The organism is Paenibacillus sp. FSL M7-0420 (assembly GCF_038002345.1).
GTDB lineage: Bacteria > Bacillota > Bacilli > Paenibacillales > Paenibacillaceae > Paenibacillus_AQ.
In genome coordinates this window covers 1314007-1331668 of the sequence record NZ_JBBOCJ010000001.1, presented here as the reverse complement: position 1 = coordinate 1331668, position 17662 = coordinate 1314007, and the positions used below count along the sequence as shown (strand labels likewise).

Annotated in this window: 12 protein-coding genes and 1 pseudogene; 2 read left to right on the top strand and 11 right to left on the bottom strand. The window is 40.5% G+C overall.

The genetic code is table 11. The annotated features are described in order from the left end of the window. Positions 1-2 precede the first annotated feature (2 nt). The 8 genes from MKX51_RS05775 to MKX51_RS33140 all read right to left on the bottom strand — a co-directional run bounded on the left by MKX51_RS05775 (position 3) and on the right by MKX51_RS33140 (position 13529). Positions 3-989: a phosphotransferase enzyme family protein gene (locus MKX51_RS05775; protein WP_340991524.1), complete on the bottom strand. Its 987-nt coding sequence runs from the start codon at positions 987-989 to the stop codon at positions 3-5. 17 nt (positions 990-1006) lie between these two features. Beyond that, positions 1007-2626 carry a B12-binding domain-containing radical SAM protein gene (locus MKX51_RS05770; RefSeq protein ID WP_340991522.1) on the bottom strand — a complete coding sequence of 540 codons (1620 nt, stop codon included), beginning with the start codon at positions 2624-2626 and terminating at the stop codon, positions 1007-1009. Between the two features lie 27 nt (positions 2627-2653). Next, positions 2654-3934: a macrolide family glycosyltransferase gene (locus MKX51_RS05765; RefSeq protein WP_340991521.1), complete on the bottom strand. Its 1281-nt coding sequence runs from the start codon at positions 3932-3934 to the stop codon at positions 2654-2656. A gap of 32 nt (positions 3935-3966) precedes the next feature. Continuing rightward, positions 3967-7125 carry a cyclic peptide export ABC transporter gene (locus tag MKX51_RS05760; RefSeq protein ID WP_340991520.1) on the bottom strand — a complete coding sequence of 1053 codons (3159 nt, stop codon included), beginning with the start codon at positions 7123-7125 and terminating at the stop codon, positions 3967-3969. Between the two features lie 27 nt (positions 7126-7152). After that, positions 7153-11664 carry an amino acid adenylation domain-containing protein gene (locus tag MKX51_RS05755; RefSeq protein WP_340991519.1) on the bottom strand — a complete coding sequence of 1504 codons (4512 nt, stop codon included), beginning with the start codon at positions 11662-11664 and terminating at the stop codon, positions 7153-7155. Between the two features lie 852 nt (positions 11665-12516). Further along, positions 12517-12822, bottom strand: a complete 306-nt coding sequence (locus MKX51_RS33150; protein WP_445322060.1) for a DDE-type integrase/transposase/recombinase — start codon at positions 12820-12822, stop codon at positions 12517-12519. A gap of 22 nt (positions 12823-12844) precedes the next feature. Continuing rightward, on the bottom strand, positions 12845-13030 hold the full coding sequence (locus MKX51_RS33145) for a transposase (RefSeq protein ID WP_445321986.1): 186 nt from the start codon (positions 13028-13030) through the stop codon (positions 12845-12847). A gap of 187 nt (positions 13031-13217) precedes the next feature. Further along, positions 13218-13529, bottom strand: a complete 312-nt coding sequence (locus MKX51_RS33140) for a condensation domain-containing protein (protein WP_445322059.1) — start codon at positions 13527-13529, stop codon at positions 13218-13220. Positions 13530-13993: 464 nt separating this feature from the next. Here MKX51_RS33140 and MKX51_RS33135 point away from each other — a divergent pair. After that, a pseudogene (locus MKX51_RS33135) lies at positions 13994-14266 on the top strand (patatin-like phospholipase family protein); the annotation flags it as partial. 5 nt (positions 14267-14271) lie between these two features. Here MKX51_RS33135 and MKX51_RS05750 read toward each other — a convergent pair. Both MKX51_RS05750 and MKX51_RS05745 read right to left on the bottom strand, forming a co-directional pair. Next, a complete protein-coding gene (locus MKX51_RS05750; RefSeq protein ID WP_340991518.1) occupies positions 14272-15306 on the bottom strand; it encodes a hypothetical protein in 1035 nt (344 codons plus the stop codon). Between the two features lie 146 nt (positions 15307-15452). Further along, positions 15453-15866, bottom strand: coding sequence for a hypothetical protein (locus tag MKX51_RS05745; protein WP_340991517.1), 414 nt, complete (start codon positions 15864-15866; stop codon positions 15453-15455). A gap of 774 nt (positions 15867-16640) precedes the next feature. Here MKX51_RS05745 and MKX51_RS05740 point away from each other — a divergent pair. Then, positions 16641-16790 carry a hypothetical protein gene (locus MKX51_RS05740; protein WP_340991515.1) on the top strand — a complete coding sequence of 50 codons (150 nt, stop codon included), beginning with the start codon at positions 16641-16643 and terminating at the stop codon, positions 16788-16790. 177 nt (positions 16791-16967) lie between these two features. Here the strand turns inward: MKX51_RS05740 and sigK are convergent, their stop codons facing one another. Next, positions 16968-17489, bottom strand: a complete 522-nt coding sequence (gene sigK, locus MKX51_RS05735; RefSeq protein ID WP_340995518.1) for an RNA polymerase sporulation sigma factor SigK — start codon at positions 17487-17489, stop codon at positions 16968-16970. Positions 17490-17662: the final 173 nt, after the last annotated feature.

Below are 17662 nucleotides of genomic sequence, written 5' to 3'. Positions count from 1 at the left end.
GGTTAATTGAACAAATGAAGCGACGGACTGTTAAGAATCATCTGCTTCCACGATTTCTTTTGCTCCGGATTCGACTCCAGCCAATGCTGTGAAATGGTATACATCAGCAATCTACGGTAATTGATAAATAGCTCTAACTTATCTAGTGAAATGGCATCCATATGATTTTCAGTTTCGTAACCATTCATAAAATGCATATAGAACGATTTCAATTTATCCATATCCTTAAACGGTGCACCCATTCCTCCAGTCGTCGAAAACATCAGAAACTGCGAAGCTATAGCAATATCATTCATAAACCAATGGAAATTGGCGACATCGAAGTCGATTAGAACGACTCGGCCCTTTTCTATCATAATATTTTCCACATGAGGATCATTATGAATGAAACCAAAGGTATCACGCGTTACAGGAAGGGAGGACAGTTCCGCTTTGATATTCTGCCATGCCCGTTTCACCTCTGAATCCTGGCACCATGAATAAAAGAATTTCCATTCATCACTCCAGTGCAGCACTTTACTGTCCCCATCCGGTGCATTTCCTTTCCACTTGGGATAGATCTTAGAGAGCTGGTGAAGCTTTCCTATAATTTTCCCGTATCGGATGTAGAAGTTTTTAGAAAAATCATGGGCTTGAGGAATATTGCCGTAGACTCTGTTCATCTCATAAGCTGCCAGAATATATTCTTCTGTTTCTATCGTTTCAATGATATTGTTATTTTTGTTTTTTACCGGATAAGCGATGTCCATACCTTGTCTTCCTAGATAATTTACAAACCGAGTACGTTCTTCCATTTCTTCGAATGCTGTATCGGCATTTTCCTTCGGAATAGATAGAATCTTGAGAACCATCTCCTTGGAACCGGAGCTATAACTATAAAGGATACCGTCCGATTCCTCTTTTCCTCCACCCACAAATACCAGGCTATCCACATCGGCTCCAAATTTCTTGGTCATTCTGTCCAGCATTTGCTTGGAAATTTTGATCAAGACAGCCTCCCTCCTCTCTAGATAAAATCGATAGTATTAGTTAAAAAGTTCATATCATACTTAATCAAATTCTTGTATAGCGCCGTTTTTGCTTTTTGAAAACTTTTTAGTATATCTGTGATATATTGCTTGTTTAAGTAATTGCCAGTGATTTTATCCGACTGCTCCTCACTCCACTGGTTTTCAGCCAAATCAAGTAATTCGTTGAACCAGTTTGCTATCGTACTGTTTAAATTGTCTCTGTATTGCATGCCTGCGAGTTCAAATTCCGTTATAGCATCAACAGCATCTGTAGACCCCCTGTCCAGTAGTATCCGTTTATAGTAATTTGTGAGCGTCCATTGTTTAGTAGTGAAATAGACCAGTTTACCGAATAAATCCACAATGCCCTGATCGTCATTGTTCATGATAAACTTGTGAACCTTTTGAAATAGCACTTCAACCCGTCGATCCCTAAATTTATATCCAAATTCATTAAATTTATCAGGCTTCAGTAGGCCATCGGCTCTAATGACATCGTACAATCTCGTCCCTTTATACATTTTGTATATAGTAGAAATATGCTCTATATTGGAGGCAAACCCGTACTTTTCAAGAAATTGGATGTTTTCACGCAATCCTTCCAACGTAGAATAAGGATTGAAATTGATGAATCCCGGTTCGATATTGATTCCGTATTCGTTAAATATATGAATAGCCCTATCCATGTCGTAATGGTTAGCAATCTTTCCGTATAGCCTCAGGTCACGTTTATTTCCAGATTCTAACCCTGTGCAAACACCGCAAAGCCCCGATTCCTTAAGTAACCTTAGCTGCTCATCGCTTGCATTCTTGTAGAACTCGGCTCGCATATGGCAGAAATAGGAGATGAATAATTTCCGGTCAACAATTTCACGAGCGATTTGCCAGAGACGATCCGAATCATCACCAGGATCCTCGAAGCTTCCGTCAATAAAATTAAAAGTTCGGATACCGTAGGTATTCACAATGTACTCAAGCTCATCCACAATGTTCTTAACGCTGCGACCTCGCCAGCGTTTCCAGAATAACTGGGAGGCACAAAAGGTACATTTGGCCTTGCAGCCTCTGGAGGTTGAAATCTGTGCGGATTTCGAATGATTCTGGATCAGCAAATCTCTTGCCGGAAAAGGCAGGCTGTCCAAATCACAGATCAACTCCTGGCTTTCATTAACAATAATTTGTTCTCCCTCTCTGAAGGTCACCCCCTTAATTTCCCTCATCGAAGCTTTAAGATCACTCTTGGATACAACCTCCAACAAGACGTTCTCGCCTTCTCCTCTAATAACAAAGTCAACATCTTTGCATTCTTCCAGAATTCCTTCATCGAAATATGTCGGCAGATTTCCACCGAAGCAGAGAAACAACTCCGGCATGAGCTGACGTAATTTACCACTTACTCTGTACGCAGCATTTTTATTGATATCATACAGTGAAATTCCTAGCAGATCGGGCTTGAAATCAAGGATTTCTTTATAGTCAATATCGCTTTCCAGATAGCTTATGAGTTGAACTTCGTATCCCGCTCTTCTTAGAAAAGAGGCAAGAGAACATAATCCTATTTCTTCCTGCCAAAGTTGCATTCCTTCCGTGTATAAAGCTAGTAATGTAACTTTCATATTTCCCTCCAAAAAAAGATATAATGATTATATTGAAATAATTCCTTGCTCTTTCAAGATAGTGATTTTTCCCACAGCCTTTTTAACTCCTCCTGAGCTTCGCAAAGTTTCCGATATTTGTCCGGCATTATATTTATATATGCCGTCTTCGAGTACGGCCAAGGCCGCTTCTCTGATCTGTTCATGAAAATTCGGGGCATTTCCTTCCAGGATGATTCCTGCACCTAATTCGATTACACGGCTCGCATTGGCATACTGGTCTCCATGCTGCGGGAATAACAGCATCGGCACTTCATAGTGCAGTGCCTCAGTCACGCTGTTCATCCCACCGTGGGTAATAAAGAGTGCCGCATGTTCCAATACTTGAAGCTGCGGTGCAGACTGCCTGACGATAACATTCTCAGGTACCTCTCCTAACGAGTGGATGTCAATATTGTCACCGACCGACATCAGAACATTTACTTCCATCCCGCTAAAAGCCTTAATGCAATCCTGATAAAAATGTTCATTTTCATTTGCCTTGGTTGTCCCTAACGAAATATAAATCAATTGCCTATCATCGGGGAATTCGATAGAGAATGGGTATTCCCCGTCTCTGTGCTCAACCGACGCTCCAACAAAGGCAAAGGTATCGTCAAACGCTTCACCGTATGGCTGAAAATATTTCGAGGTAAACACAATATTAAGCAATTCGGAATTGCCGTAATCGTATATGGAAAAATCTCTTTGCCTATACTTAAACCTTATGGTCTGCTCTACCAGTTCGAGCGTTCTTTTCGATCCGCCCCCAAGTTCCCCGGCTTGCATTCCCGATAAGCGTAAATACTGGTTCTGGAATTGTTCATCACTGATCCGTTCTACCATCTTTTTGCTTATAGCAAAGGATGGAACCGTAGAAATCGCTGGTATACCCAATTTAAGGGCAACCTGTTTGCCCCACACTGCATCAAAATAATCGTATATAATATAATCCACCTTGATGTCTGCCAGTTGTTCAACAAAATCATCAACGATCTGCTTACAGGAGTCTGTGAAGATAAAAGAGTGTTTTCCATAATGGTATTCCAGTAAACGGTTATCTCCTCTCTCCTTGGCAGGGTCATCTATTCGATCCCAATTGAAAATGCTATTCCCATACCTTTTGTGATATTCCTTGTAGATTGCCCCCGCACCCTCAACCAAGTCTTTGAATTTGTTCAGTGAATAATAGATTACTTCTTCATCGCTGTTTACCAACTCCTTTACCAGGCTTAGCGTGGGGTTGATATGCCCGTAAAAAGGATTAATGAAAAATACGCACCTTGCCATGGATGATACGTCTCCTCCCTAATGTTAAATACTTAAATATGTGCAACCAGTAAGGGCTCGGTCTGCTCCAAAGCCTTGCCTCGCTCTAGCTTGACCATCTGATCCGCTATATCGAAATATCTGTCGTCATGGGTTATAGCGATTACGCATTTTCCCATATTTTTTAGATCAATAAGCAAAGTATTATAGAAAAATTTTCTGAATTCAGGATCCTGGTCAGCCGCCCATTCATCAAAAAGATAAACGGGGCGGTCTTCAAGGTAGCTTACCAGTAACGCCAATCTCTTTTTCTGCCCGGTCGAGAGTTTGGTCGTACTGAATACTCCGTCCGTAATATTCACTTTGTCGTCTATATTCAACAGCTTCAGATATTTAACTATTTCCTCTTCTCGCTTGACATAATCAATCCCATAAAGTTTGTTGAACAAGTAGAAATCGCTGAATATTGCGGAATATTTCTGGGACAACTCCATCTCCTCAATGGATTGGCCATTAAGGAGGATTTCGCCCTGATTTGGTTTATATAAGCCTATAATCAATTTGGCCAGTGTCGATTTGCCACTGCCGTTCCCCCCTGTAATGAAGGTGATTTCTCCTGGTTTAAAGGATATATTGACTGGTCCTACCGTGAAGCTCTCCTGTTCATCTGTTTGGTATGTGTACTCCACGTTTTTCAGCTCTATGGCCGAAAAACCCCGGTTGGGATTGCCAGCTTCATAATAAACCTGCTCGCCTGTTGTTTCTTCAACCGCTTCGCTCTGCAACGAATCATGAAATTCATTCAAGCGTCTCCAGCTTACTTTAACCCTCAATATTTGTGGGATAACATTGAGGAGCCCGTTAACCGGACCGGTCATATATAGAAAAATGAAAATGTAGCTGCGTAAAGTGGTATTCTGCATATCTGTGAAAATAATCGGAAAGAAAAATGCTACCGAGCCAATCGCAAACGTGAATAACAACTCACCTACAATGAACGCATTCGCAAAATTTATGTCGCCGAGAATCCGCTTCTGCTTATATTCATCGCAGGTCTCTACCATGTTTTTCTTGAATTCAGCTTTTTTTCCTGAGTGAAGCGCCAGTTCCTTGAATCCGTTAATTAAATCGTTTACAAACCGGAAAAAAAAGTCCTGAATATCTCTCGTCTGCTCCCACAGTTTATGCGTTGATCTGCCAACGATAAAGTACAGCCCTGCTGCACAAAGGATGATGGCGACCGATAACATTAATCCATAGAAATTAATCATACCCATATAAAGGAAGCAGCTAATTAAAGTCACCAGATTGGTTACTCCGGCAATAATAATATTTACAACATTGCTTATGATCTCTGGATCATTGTTTAGTCCGGCGTGTATTTTCCCGTTCTCAATGGTCTCAAATTTTTGAAAGCGTGTCCGCAAAAGGCCATTAATCAACCCGACTCTTTTACTGTAAACCAGTTCGTTGGTCCAGGTTACCAGCTTGGTTCGGACCACCTTCTGCCCGCAAATATATAGAATAATTCCGGCAATGAAGTACAACCATAATCCGCTTTCCAGGCTCTTTTCTCTGTTCAGCGACTCATTAATGACAAAAATGATTAGTGAATTTCCGAAGCCGCTCAGAACGCTGACTACAGAGATAAGGAACAAATGGTTTTTGCCATAATCCGAATAGACACTGGAAACAAAATAATATAAACAGAAAATTACAATGGCTACTAGAAGAAGTCTGACAGAGATGAGAAAGCTTTGTGGAGCCCAAACCTTCACGAAATCCCAATTCAGCTCCCAGAATATAATGTTTGGTATCTTATAAAGGCAGAATCCTACGGAAATAACAAATAAGGTAAGATATAGTATTTTCTTCAGGTTGCGTGAGAACTGACCGTTATATCTCCTTTTTCCACGGCAAATTTCGTATACCAATACCCCAAGGAACCCCAATGACATGACGATGAATAGTACAGACCCAAAGACGATGGCCGTCGCTAGCGCGTCGACTGATTTAAAAATATCCGTGATGCTATCATTCTCGTTTACTTCTCCTTGAAGAATACTCATGATGTCTTCTGCAATTCTGCCTGTATATATTGTGTTGATATTTGCCAGAATGGCTACGCCTACCTTATCATTCGGCCGAATGATAAGGGATGAGGAAAAATTAGGATTGGTACCGTAATGAGCGATTTCTCCGGTTCCATCTTGAAAAACCGACCAGCCCGCAGCATATGAAGAGCCGTTGAGATCCGGCGTGACTGTTCGATCCGGTACATGAGAAGCTTCTACCAGAGCAGTGTCAAGTCCAGGTATAGCCAAGTTTCCCAACTGAAATTTCAGCCATGCGGAAAGATCATTGACGTTCGTAATAATGTAGCCTGCCGGAGTGTTCCCCCGATACATCGGCGCGTTATATTCCGATGCTCCCAGAAAGTGATATTTAAATCCTTTTGAAAAGTCGTGGTTCATTGCTTCTTCTCTGAACAAGAAGGTGTTGTTCATACCCAGCGGCTTCAGTATTTTTTCGTCGATATATTCTTCATAACTGCCCCCTGTCACTTGCTGAATGACCAATCCGAGAATGTCATAGTTAATAGTGGCGTACAGAAACTCGGAGCCAGGATAGAAGTCCAGTTCTTTTCCGGTCAATTTCCTGATATTTTGCTCAAGAGCATCGTTCTCCTCAGAAGCAGGGATATCGCCAATCGATTTAAAGGGTATTCCACTCGTATGGTGCAGCAACTGTTCCAACGTGATCTCTACGTCACCATGAATCTTCTGACCGTTGTGCTTGCCTGTGAATTTCATTTTGAACCATGGAATATATTGCGATACCGGGTTGCTTAAATTCAGGTATCCTTCTTTTTCGAGCTTTAGGACTGCAAGCCCGGTAAATGCTTTGCTTGTCGAACCTAGTTCGAACAGGGTATCCGGGGTTACCTTTTTTTGGGTTGCTGTGTCGGAATAGCCGAATCCTTTACTGTACACCGTTTTATTTCCGTCGATGATTACTACCGATAAACCCGGAATCTTCCCCTTTTTCATATTCATACGGATCTGCGATTCTATCCTGGAAAATTCGTTTTCGGACCGCTTGATTTGTTTCTCCGAACTGACAGATTGACTTTCAGCCTTTACCATAAGTGAAACCGGCATCAAGACAACAAAGATTGCCAGCAAGACAGCAGCAACTATTCGCTTTTGCATAGCTCAGACCTCACAATTCATTCTTAATCAATTAAACAGACTCTCGAGTTCCTCAGTGGTAATATCCAGCGTATCGAAATCAGAAGGGGTAAATTCAACAGTTTTCTTATCGCAGCAATGGTTAATAATCATTGTTAGATTATCCATATAAATATGTAAGAATCTTTTCATCAAGGACTCAGAAAATTTGTTGCTACTGGATGAAATCATGACCTTCAACTCACTGCCGACCACCAGACAATTGATATCAATAAGACAAGATAAATGGTTATCACTTCCGATATCCCCATCTGACTGTTCAGTCAGAAGCTCCATTTCCCCGGGTCTATAGTCTGCCGTGAAATCTCCTAGATAATTAAACCGGATATTCCTGTTAATTTCTTCTCTAAAAGCACCAGTCAGATATTTGAGCACACCGAAGTTGATGCCATTGCCCGGAATTCGTCGGATACTTTCTTTAACTTCTTTTATATTAATTTCCAAATCATCGCTGCTCCGAGAAATATAGAGCGGGAAGAAAGATGTAAACCAACCTACCGTCCGCGAAACGTTGATATCCTCTGCAATATCCTCCCTGCCGTGGCCTTCAAGTTCGATGACAATCTCACTGATTCCGGTTAATTGTTCTATGGTTCTGGCCAGAGAGGCAATTAAGATATCCCTTGGTTCCGTACGATAAGCCACATTGGCTTCCATCATCAGCCTTCCAGTATCTTGCTTGCTAAGTTGGGAGGAGAATGTCTGCAAACTGCTGACGGTATCTGGACCCAAATCATATTCAATCGGAAAATGAAAATCCTTGTTCAGCAACTCTTCCCAATACAACAGTTCTTCTGTCAGCAGTCTGCTCCCGTAGTATTCTAACGCAATGGCCCATTCCTGATAGGAGTGGCCCTTGTCAGGAAGCGTCAACGGTTGACCAAGACTAATTTGCTTAAGCATATTGGCCATATCTTCAAGTATTATTCGCCAGGACACAGCATCAACTACCAGGTGATGGGCGGTAATTAAAAGCTTGTTCTTAAGACTGCCTGTTATAAAAATACAGGCCTTGATCAGAAGATCCTTCTCGATATCCAGGCTACCTTTTATCTGTTCAGCCATATTTTGCATTGCATCGCTTTGAGCGGAAGGCGGCAGAACAGAAAGTATATATTCTGGAATCAAATAAGGGTTGTTTAAATGTTCATTATTGTAATACATTTCCTGTTTTCGCGGATGATAATTGAGCCTTAAAGCATCGTGATGTGCGATCAGTTGATACATTATAGTCTCCAGTTGCGTGGTTCCGATCTCCCGGCCTACTTCCAGCAAAATACTCTGGTTGTAATGATTCCGGCAGATGAAATTCTGCGACATAAACCACGATACAACAGGTGTAGATTTGACAGTTCCCTGACAAAGGCCACGTTGAGCGATGGCTATTTTTTTCTTTTGTATGCATAATGCCATTTCCTCGATGATTGGGTGGGAGAGAATATCTTTGACGGTAATCTTGAAGCCGTACCCGCTTAACTTGGAAGCAATTTGTATCGCTTTGATCGAATCTCCCCCAAGGTGGTAATAGTTATGCTTCATGCTTACTTGCTTCAAGTTCAAAATTTCACAAAGCTCTGCAGCAAGAACTCTTTCCTGCTCATTTCTGTGGGTGATGCTTTCCGTAGGATGTACTGATTGATTTAGTGGTGAAGGTAACAGCTCTCTGTTAACTTTTCCGTTGAGGGTCAACGGAATTTGCTCCAGTTCAATAATGTGAGAGGGAACCATATATTCAGGTAAATACTGCCGCAGGAATCTTCTGATATCGCTTTCAAACACCCTAGCCTCGAGTTTGGTAACGATGTACGCGCACAGATATTTGTTATGGTTTTGATCTTCAAGATCGATTAAAACAGTTTGTTTAATAGATTCATGGCTCAAAATAATGGCTTCAATCTCGCCCAATTCAATCCGGTAACCGCGAATTTTGACTTGCTGGTCGGCCCTTCCTACATACTCAACAATTCCGTTGCTTAAGAAGCGGGCCAGATCACCGGTCTTGTACATTTTAGCTCCATTTATATACGGGTTTGCAAGAAATTTTTCTTTTGTCAGTTCAAGTCTGTTCACATAGCCTCTGGCGATCCCATCTCCTGAAATATAAATTTCACCCGTTATATTCGGAGAAACAGGGTTCAATTGTTTATCCAGAATATAAATCTGTACATTATCAGCCGGTATCCCTATTGGAACTGAAATCTTGCTATCGAACCCGTACTCATATTTATGTATCATACAGCCTACGACTGTCTCAGTAGGTCCGTACTCATTAAATATATCAACATTACCCTCAAAGCTTTCATGGATTTCTTTAGCCAGATGTGTCTTCAAATCTTCTCCGCCTACTATAAATCTTCTGACAGATGAGTTTCGATTATCCAACTCCTTCAGCAAGGCTAAATGTGCAGGAGTCAATTTGATTACGGTTGCCAGATTATCCCGTATAATTCGATACAATACATACTCCTGTTCATCGTCATTCCCGTTGTACACAATAATCCGGTTACCACTTATTAAGGGAGTAAAAATTGAGGTGATTGTCAAATCAAAGGCCAGCGACGAATATAAAGCAAACACCTCATCTTTACCTGGAGCGTAGATTTTTCGGGCCCACCAAATATAATTAACCAGACCTCGGTGTTCAATCATCGTTCCCTTGGGCTGCCCGGTCGAACCGGAGGTGTAAATAATGTAAGCCACATTCTGGGGAGTGCTTCGGGATTTCAGGTTCGTTCCATTACCTGCGTTGAGCCTTAGATTATCAAGGATGACCACTTCCACATTTTCTCCAAAATTAAAGCTAACTTCTACATTAGTGAGCAGCAAACTGCACTTCGAGTCTTTGAGCATATAGACTATCCGCTCCTGTGGATAGTCGGTATCAATAGGGAGATAAGTCCCCCCAGCCTTCAGGATACCCATGATGCCTATAACAGTTTCCATAGAATGCGTGGTCATCAGTCCAATAACCGTTTCAGCGCCTGTTCCTTGATCAATTAAATAGCGTGCAAGCTGGTTGGACCTAAAGTTCAATTCCAAATATGTAAGCCCTTTCCCTTTAAAGCTAACTGCGATCCGATCAGGCGTTTTGCACACCTGTTCCTGAAACAGCTCATATATAAGTTTATCTTTGGGATATTTTGCTCGTGTAGCATTAAACTCATATAATAATCCCATTTCCTCTTCAACGCCGATTAAAGCTAAACGATCTATTTCTCCTTCAGGACATTCCAGCATTTGATAAATCAATTTCATCAACCGAGAATACAATTCAGTGATCTGTTCTTCAGAATAGACATGCAGCTTGTAATCAAAATCCAAAGTCAAGCCTTGCGTAGAGGACCAATCTTTAATCACCAGTTGCAGAGCATAGATCTGGTTGCCATTATAAAATTCAATGTTCTCAATCGGCGAACCGTTGAGTTCTTGATTAAGTCTTGTATTGTAATAATTCACGCATGTCTGAAATAGGTTGTCATAGCCCTTGCGTTTCAGTTCCAAATCCTGTACCAGCAAGTCATAAGGATATTTTTGATGAAAATAACATCCCATGAGCTGTTCATTGACGCTCATTATCATCTCATTAACTGTAAAATTTCTCTCGAAGGTGAATCGGAATGGCATTGTGCTTGTGAACATTCCAAATATATTTTTTTCCTTTTTCCCAGATCTGCCCATAACAGGAGTTCCTACAACAAAATTTTCTTGCTGTGTGGTCCTGTATAGATAAATCAAATATAAAGATACAAAAAATGTATTGAGTGAAATGTTCCGCAAGTCGGTAAATTCCTTGATTCTTGCAGATAAGCCTGTTTCAAGTTCAAATGTCATTCGTCGGCCGGAGATGCTATTTGAACTTTTGTTCAAATCGAGACTCGTTAAATCCCTGAACTTCTCGCACCAGTACAGCTTATCTTTCTGGAAGCGGTCTGACAGTAAATATTTCTTCTCGGAATCTATATATTCAATATAAGAATGTGAGTTAAAATTTATTGATTCATCATTCAGTAGCTTCATATAATGTTCTGTAATTTGTTCCGTCATAATATGAATGGACCAGCCGTCAGCAACAATATGATGAAGTTTGACATAATAACCGTTCACACTGTCAGACAATTTGAACATAGCAAAATAAAATAGTTGGCTATCCTCCAACACAAAAGGCTTTTCAGCTTCTGCTTCAGCCCACTTTTTCAATTCGGCTTCAGGATCAAGACATTGTGAAAAGTCTATATATTCAAGATGTATAGGATCATAGCAAGCTACGAACTGCCTGACTTCTCCATCAGCCTGAATAAACTTAAGCCGTAATCCTTCGTTCCGTTCGATCAGGATATGAATCGATTTCTCAAGTAACATGAAATCAACGAATCCTTTGATTCTAATTGTTCCACCAATATTGTACAAAGAAGTGGCGGGATAGATATTTTCCAAATAAAGGATTCTCTTCTGAGGATGGGTTAACGGATAAAGTCTCGTATCGCTTTTGCAATTTATCATAGCTTCAGGACCTCTTTGCTTAGGTTATAGGAATCAATGAATACTGCATGTTTTGGAAATCCATAGGACAATAGACTTTTAACGATACATAATGGTATTTTTAAGTTTAACTTAAAAGTCTGGCATATATTGTCGAATTTTGCTGGAATTTAGTGAACTTTTTGTGAATTTATCCCTTTGATATCAAAAGTTTGTGCATAACAAGTCAATTCCGCAGCGGTAATGCCTTCCATTCGGACATACAGTGAACCGCCGCCGCATTATCTTTTTCTCCGATCATGTCAATATAAATTTGAGAAACCCGCAATTTTTTACTTCAGACAGGCAGATAACCATGTAGGCGAAGATTAGAGTATTGATCTGCGACGACAATGTGTACAGAGCATCTCTGCTTATCTTTTGGCGGAACTCATGGAATTCGAATCGGTCTATGATGACGAAGCGGCGCTGGAGCAGCTTAAGCAAGGCCAGTTTTGATCTCGTCATCCTGGACATCATGCTTTTAGGAATTTTCGGGACGGAGGTCTACCGCCATGTCCACCTTTCACTATTGAACAACATAAGAGAAAGAATATCGTTACATCTGTCGGCGTTTTATGCAATTTTCATTGACAAAAAATAAAAAAACCTAAACTGATCCCTGGTCAAAACCTCATTTATTGGACATTGGAAAAAACCATAGCCCATTAACTGACACCAATACGTCTATCGGCGCCAGTATTTTCAGCTTTCGTTGTACTCGTTCTTTGTTATAGAATCGGATGAATTTTTCGATTCTTCTTTATGCTTCAACTATACTTCGTATGTCATAAAGATAGAGTTACTCTACCTTGAGATGGGAAAAGAAGCTCTCTAGGAAGCATTGTCATAACAATTACCTACGCGAGATATGCTGATTCGGGCGTAAATCTTTGGCAGCATGTTGTGGTAATCATTGGACATGTGATGGGAACCTTGATCGCTGTGAACAATCAAGCCGGTTACGTCCTTATGTCTATCGAACGCTTTTCGGAAGGTCTCCAGAACCATGGGATTAGCATTATTTCCGCTAAGATGGTTGGTAACAATATCGTTTCTATACAGAACTTTAATCGCTGAAAGATATACTTTTTCGTTCTCTACGCTATACCGAGTCTCATCGGTTACCCCATTTTTTATTTGGTTTTGTGGCTGTAAAACCTTATTTCAACAGATTCTCTGTAATACGTCCATCGCTTATCGCAGCCTCTTGGCTCGTACGATATGTCCGTTTCCGACGGATGACTGCTTGAATTCCCAGTTCTCTCATGGGGCGTAAAACCTTCTTTTGATTACCGATAAGCCTGTTCCTGCGCCAGAGTTCATCTTGGATACGTCGGTAGCTCACGGTCTAGTTGTACCCTTCATAAATAGCCCGGATCTGTATCTTTACGGTTCGGCCCACTAATTATGGAGTCTTTCTGTTGAAATCTCTGTTTTTCGCAGTTTTTGAGTTTTTGGGGTTATACACTACAGGAGGATCTCTACAGCTTACAACGTGCCTGCTCTCCATGCTTCATGGTATTGCTTAGGACTCATCCGGTGTAAGCTTCCAAAAAATCCTGATATCTGTCCACCCAAAATTTCTTGTCACTCATTGCTCTTTCGGACAATGAATATTTTGTCTCATTTTCTAATAAGTGAATATAAGAGTCATTATCCTCGTAAGCACTATCACTATTATTTCTGAAATCATTGTAATAATTATTTATCTGTTCTGTAAGTAACTTTAGCGACCAACCATCGGAGATACTATGGTGAAATTTAATGTAATAGGCATAATGCCCATCACCAAGTTTGAAAATTGAAAAATGATACAGAAATTCCTCGTAAAGATCGAATGGTATTTTCGTGTGTTAAAGGATACATTTTATTCATAGCGACCAGCCCTTTCTTTTCATGAATTATTATTTTAATATCATTACCATAACAAAATCCTCAATATCATTCCATAAATCTGTATATTTATATATTTCCTGTATTTTTTCTTATTCTAGAAATAAATAGAGCTATCCCATAAGTAGTATTCTACGAAGGCGATAGCTTCTTTTTTGGAAAATAGTAAAAATAAAGTAGAGCAGTGATTCTCCTGTTATTAGAGATCGCTGCTCTACGTTTTCAATCATTCACTGCTTGCTTCGGTAGATTGTTAGCATGAAAAACACCGTCATGGCATATTTCCCCGTGATGGAATGAAGCAAATCATTGATGAAAATCTAAATTTGGAATACATATGCAATTCAAAAATAAAAGGATTCGCAACTTGCTGTGAGCTCTCGTTTTTGAAGTCGTCTTATTTCAATCTAACCATTGTCACTCTAATCGTTTACAATCTATTCTTCTCGCTTCTTCAGATCTTCCCATTATATATGGAGTAGAAGAAATTGACGGTAACAAGTATGTCGATGGAGGGTTACGAGATACTCTGCCCATTAAACCATTATATGATGCAGGCTTCAAGCAAATCATCATGGTTCATTTAAATAGAGAAGTTATGATTATGCGTTCAAATTTCCCTGGGGCTAATATCATTGAAATAATACCACAAAATCATCGTGGAAATTTTAAAAATGCTACCTGCTAAATAATTCAATAATTCGCAGATAATTTATTGACGAGGTGAGTTATCGCTTTAATTTCCAATGATTCCATTTTATCTATATTAAAAATAATTTCCTTTATTAGCCTATAATCCTTTGTAATCAAAAATTTCAAATAACGATTGCGATTAGTTAAACTTATATTCTTTATGTTCAAATATTCATCTATAATAGAATCATTAGTTTCTATTACACCTGCATTTGCTAAATACTTTAATCGTTCACACATCATTAGCTTATGATCAGAGATTACATGTAATGGCCTAATGTCATTGAAATCTATTCCATCATGCAATACTTTCGATAATGTTTGCTTCAATAGACTGTAAGTTTTTACACCAAATATATACCGACCTTGTTGTATTTGTTCTAATTCATAATCCGCAATAATAACATTTTCGCCTTCTGCTACTGTATTTAGGGAATACAGAAAATTATTTAGTGAATTATACAAAAAATAATCATTAAATTTATAATTTGCGTTGTAGAATTCTATTTCACTACATGAGAATAATTCTGATTCTAATACACTTAGTATTGCACTTTCAACACAATTAAATGGTGTAGTTTCAAATGAATATTTACCATTTTCGAAGAAATCTGCAACCAAAAACATTTCATTTAATCGATCATAACCATAAATCAACATTTCGTGTTCAAAATGGTTCTTATTATAATTTCTTGAATTCGGAATATAATATTGATCATACAATATAATAACATAATTGCCTGAATCAATTTTTGAAATAATAAATTCAACTATATCTGAAACAAAAAAAACCTTATCAAAATAATTTATTTTAAAATAAGGGCACACTCTTCTAATTAACCAAGAGTGAAATCTTAACATTGAAAATTGATTATTATATGACGGTTCTTCTCCCCATAAATTAATGTAATTATTAAATATCCACCCTTCCGTATATGGGTAATTATTGAGTATAGCCAGCATATGTGCATCGGACGTATAAGATGTAATGATTGGATACTTAACTTGTAATATAGCTTTCTCTTTTTTTTGCATTGCTCATAATAACCTCCCTTTTTATAAAAAAAATCGGCCCGTTTCTGTGATATTGTTGATTACAAACAATCGTTCTAATTATGCACTTTGCTAAGTATTTACTTGAGTATTGCGAAAGCTGTACTGTCGAGTCAACAGAGTTAAAGTCAATTACGAAATAAGAAGTTTTGTCGAGTACAGGAATAAAAGAAGGACATCGAGCCTTTATGGGAGAAATTTTGGTTACCACGCCAAATTTCCAAGATAAAGGTCCCACAATCATGGTATCCCTCTACCTGCCCATCGTCAAGTTCATTTTGGCTTTGAAATTGGAATTCTTCAAGCCGCAGCTGAGTCATCTGTTCACCCTCGTCCATGGCATCATTTTGTGTGCCGAACGAAAGAATGTTCCCCAAACCCAACAAGCGGCCAAGGGCAAATGTCACCTGAGCAACGTCACGAATTTCCTGAATCACTCCCCTTGGTGTGTCAATCGCATGCAGCGCCGTCGTCTGGACATGGTCATGAATCAAATTCAGTCCAAGCAAGCCAATCGTAGGGCAGAAACTTGTGTTTCTCATCGTGGACGACACATGCTGCAAAAGAGACAAGTCGACCAAGAAGATGGAGGCGCTAAGCTTCCAGTATTCCCATGAAGCCGGCAAATCCGTCTGGTGTCATTGCCTGGTTACGGCTCACGTGGTCGCAAGAGGCTGTTCCTACGCTTGGGATTACCGCCCCTACTATCAAGAGACGTATTCCCAGGCCGGACGACTACCCTTTAAAAGCAAGAACAACCTGGCCCTTGAAATCATCGAAGCTTTTCCAGCCCAAGAAGGACGAGCGAGTCTATGTTCTCATGGACAGCTGGTACACGAGCGAAAAAGTCATCAACGCCTGTAACCGCAGGGGATTCCATATCATTGCTGCGGTGAAAACCAACCGCCGAATTCATCCTGCAGGGGTATCTCTTCCCCTGGATGATTTTGCTGAGCGCTACATCCGATAGTCTGACCTTCACTCCATTACGGTGGAGGGCCAGGGACGTACTGGATCTATCCTTACGAAGGACCGGGCAGCGATATCGAAAACGCCAAGCTCTTGCTGTCCCGGAAGGACGCATACACCGCGTCGAGCAAACTACAGGTTTGTCTCTTGGGTATGGATTAGTCTTTGGATCTCGTCACGATTCAGGGGTACTATGCCGTACGCTGGAACATCGAGACAGGGTATCGCTACTTCAAAGAACCACTGGGCTTCGATTAATACCAATTGCTTTCCTTTACGGGCATTCAGCGTTTTTGGGCGATCCATTTCCTGACACAAAACGTTCTGGAGTCTCTACGGCAGGAAGAATGAAGAAGCAAGCCGAGTTGACGCTTGGGGATGTGGTACTCCGCATTCGAGAAGAGTACTTCGGGCAAATCATCGTCTATGTGTACCAGCAGGCCCTCGAGAAAAAGCCTCTTTTCGACATTCTAAAGCAACTCAAATTGTCTGCCTGAAATGTCGATTGGCCGAGATACTACAGGTCTGCCCTTTTATGCCCTAAACCAGTGGAATTCACAAGACTCTAGTAATTAATACTTTTAGTTCCGTCTCTTTTTCAAATTTTAGATTTTGTTCGACCTCTTCCCATGTTTCATTTAAAAGTTGTTTTCTGTCTAAACTTTATCTTGTGCTTACCGCTTCACCTTATAAAACTCATGATACAACTTCATGAGTGCCCTTTTCTCTATCCTGGACACATAACTACGCGAGATCCCCAGCTCCTTCGCAATCTCCCGTTGTGTCCGCTCTTCCCCGCCGGTGTCCAGTCCGAAGCGGCCGACCACGACTTCCTTCTCCCGGTCATTCAAGATATCCAGATTCCGATAGATTTTACTCTTCTCAATCTTCAGATCGACCTCTTTAATCACATCATCCGCTTCCGAGCCGAGGATATCGATCAGAGTGATCTCGTTGCCCTCTTTATCCGTTCCGATCGGATCATGGAGGGATACGTCTTTGCGGTTTTTTTTCAGCGAGCGTAAGTGCATCAGGATTTCATTCTCGATACAACGGGCGGCAAAAGTAGCCAGCTTCGTGCCCTTGTTCGGGCGGTAGCTCTCGATGGCCTTGATTAGGCCGATGGTCCCGATGGAGATCAGGTCCTCCATGTCTTCGCCAGTGTTGCCCGAATTTCTTGAGGTTGTGGACACGATACGATGTCATTTTAATTGTTAATTCATTTCATAAAAAAAATCTATCGGGAAGTGTTGACAGGAGTGAGCGGCGGCCCTGCTGTAAATTCGGCTATCTGGTTGCCTGCAGCTCAAGTTGCATATGAATCACTTCAAATCTGTCTCCTGACGGCTTACCCTCCCATGTCACGCGG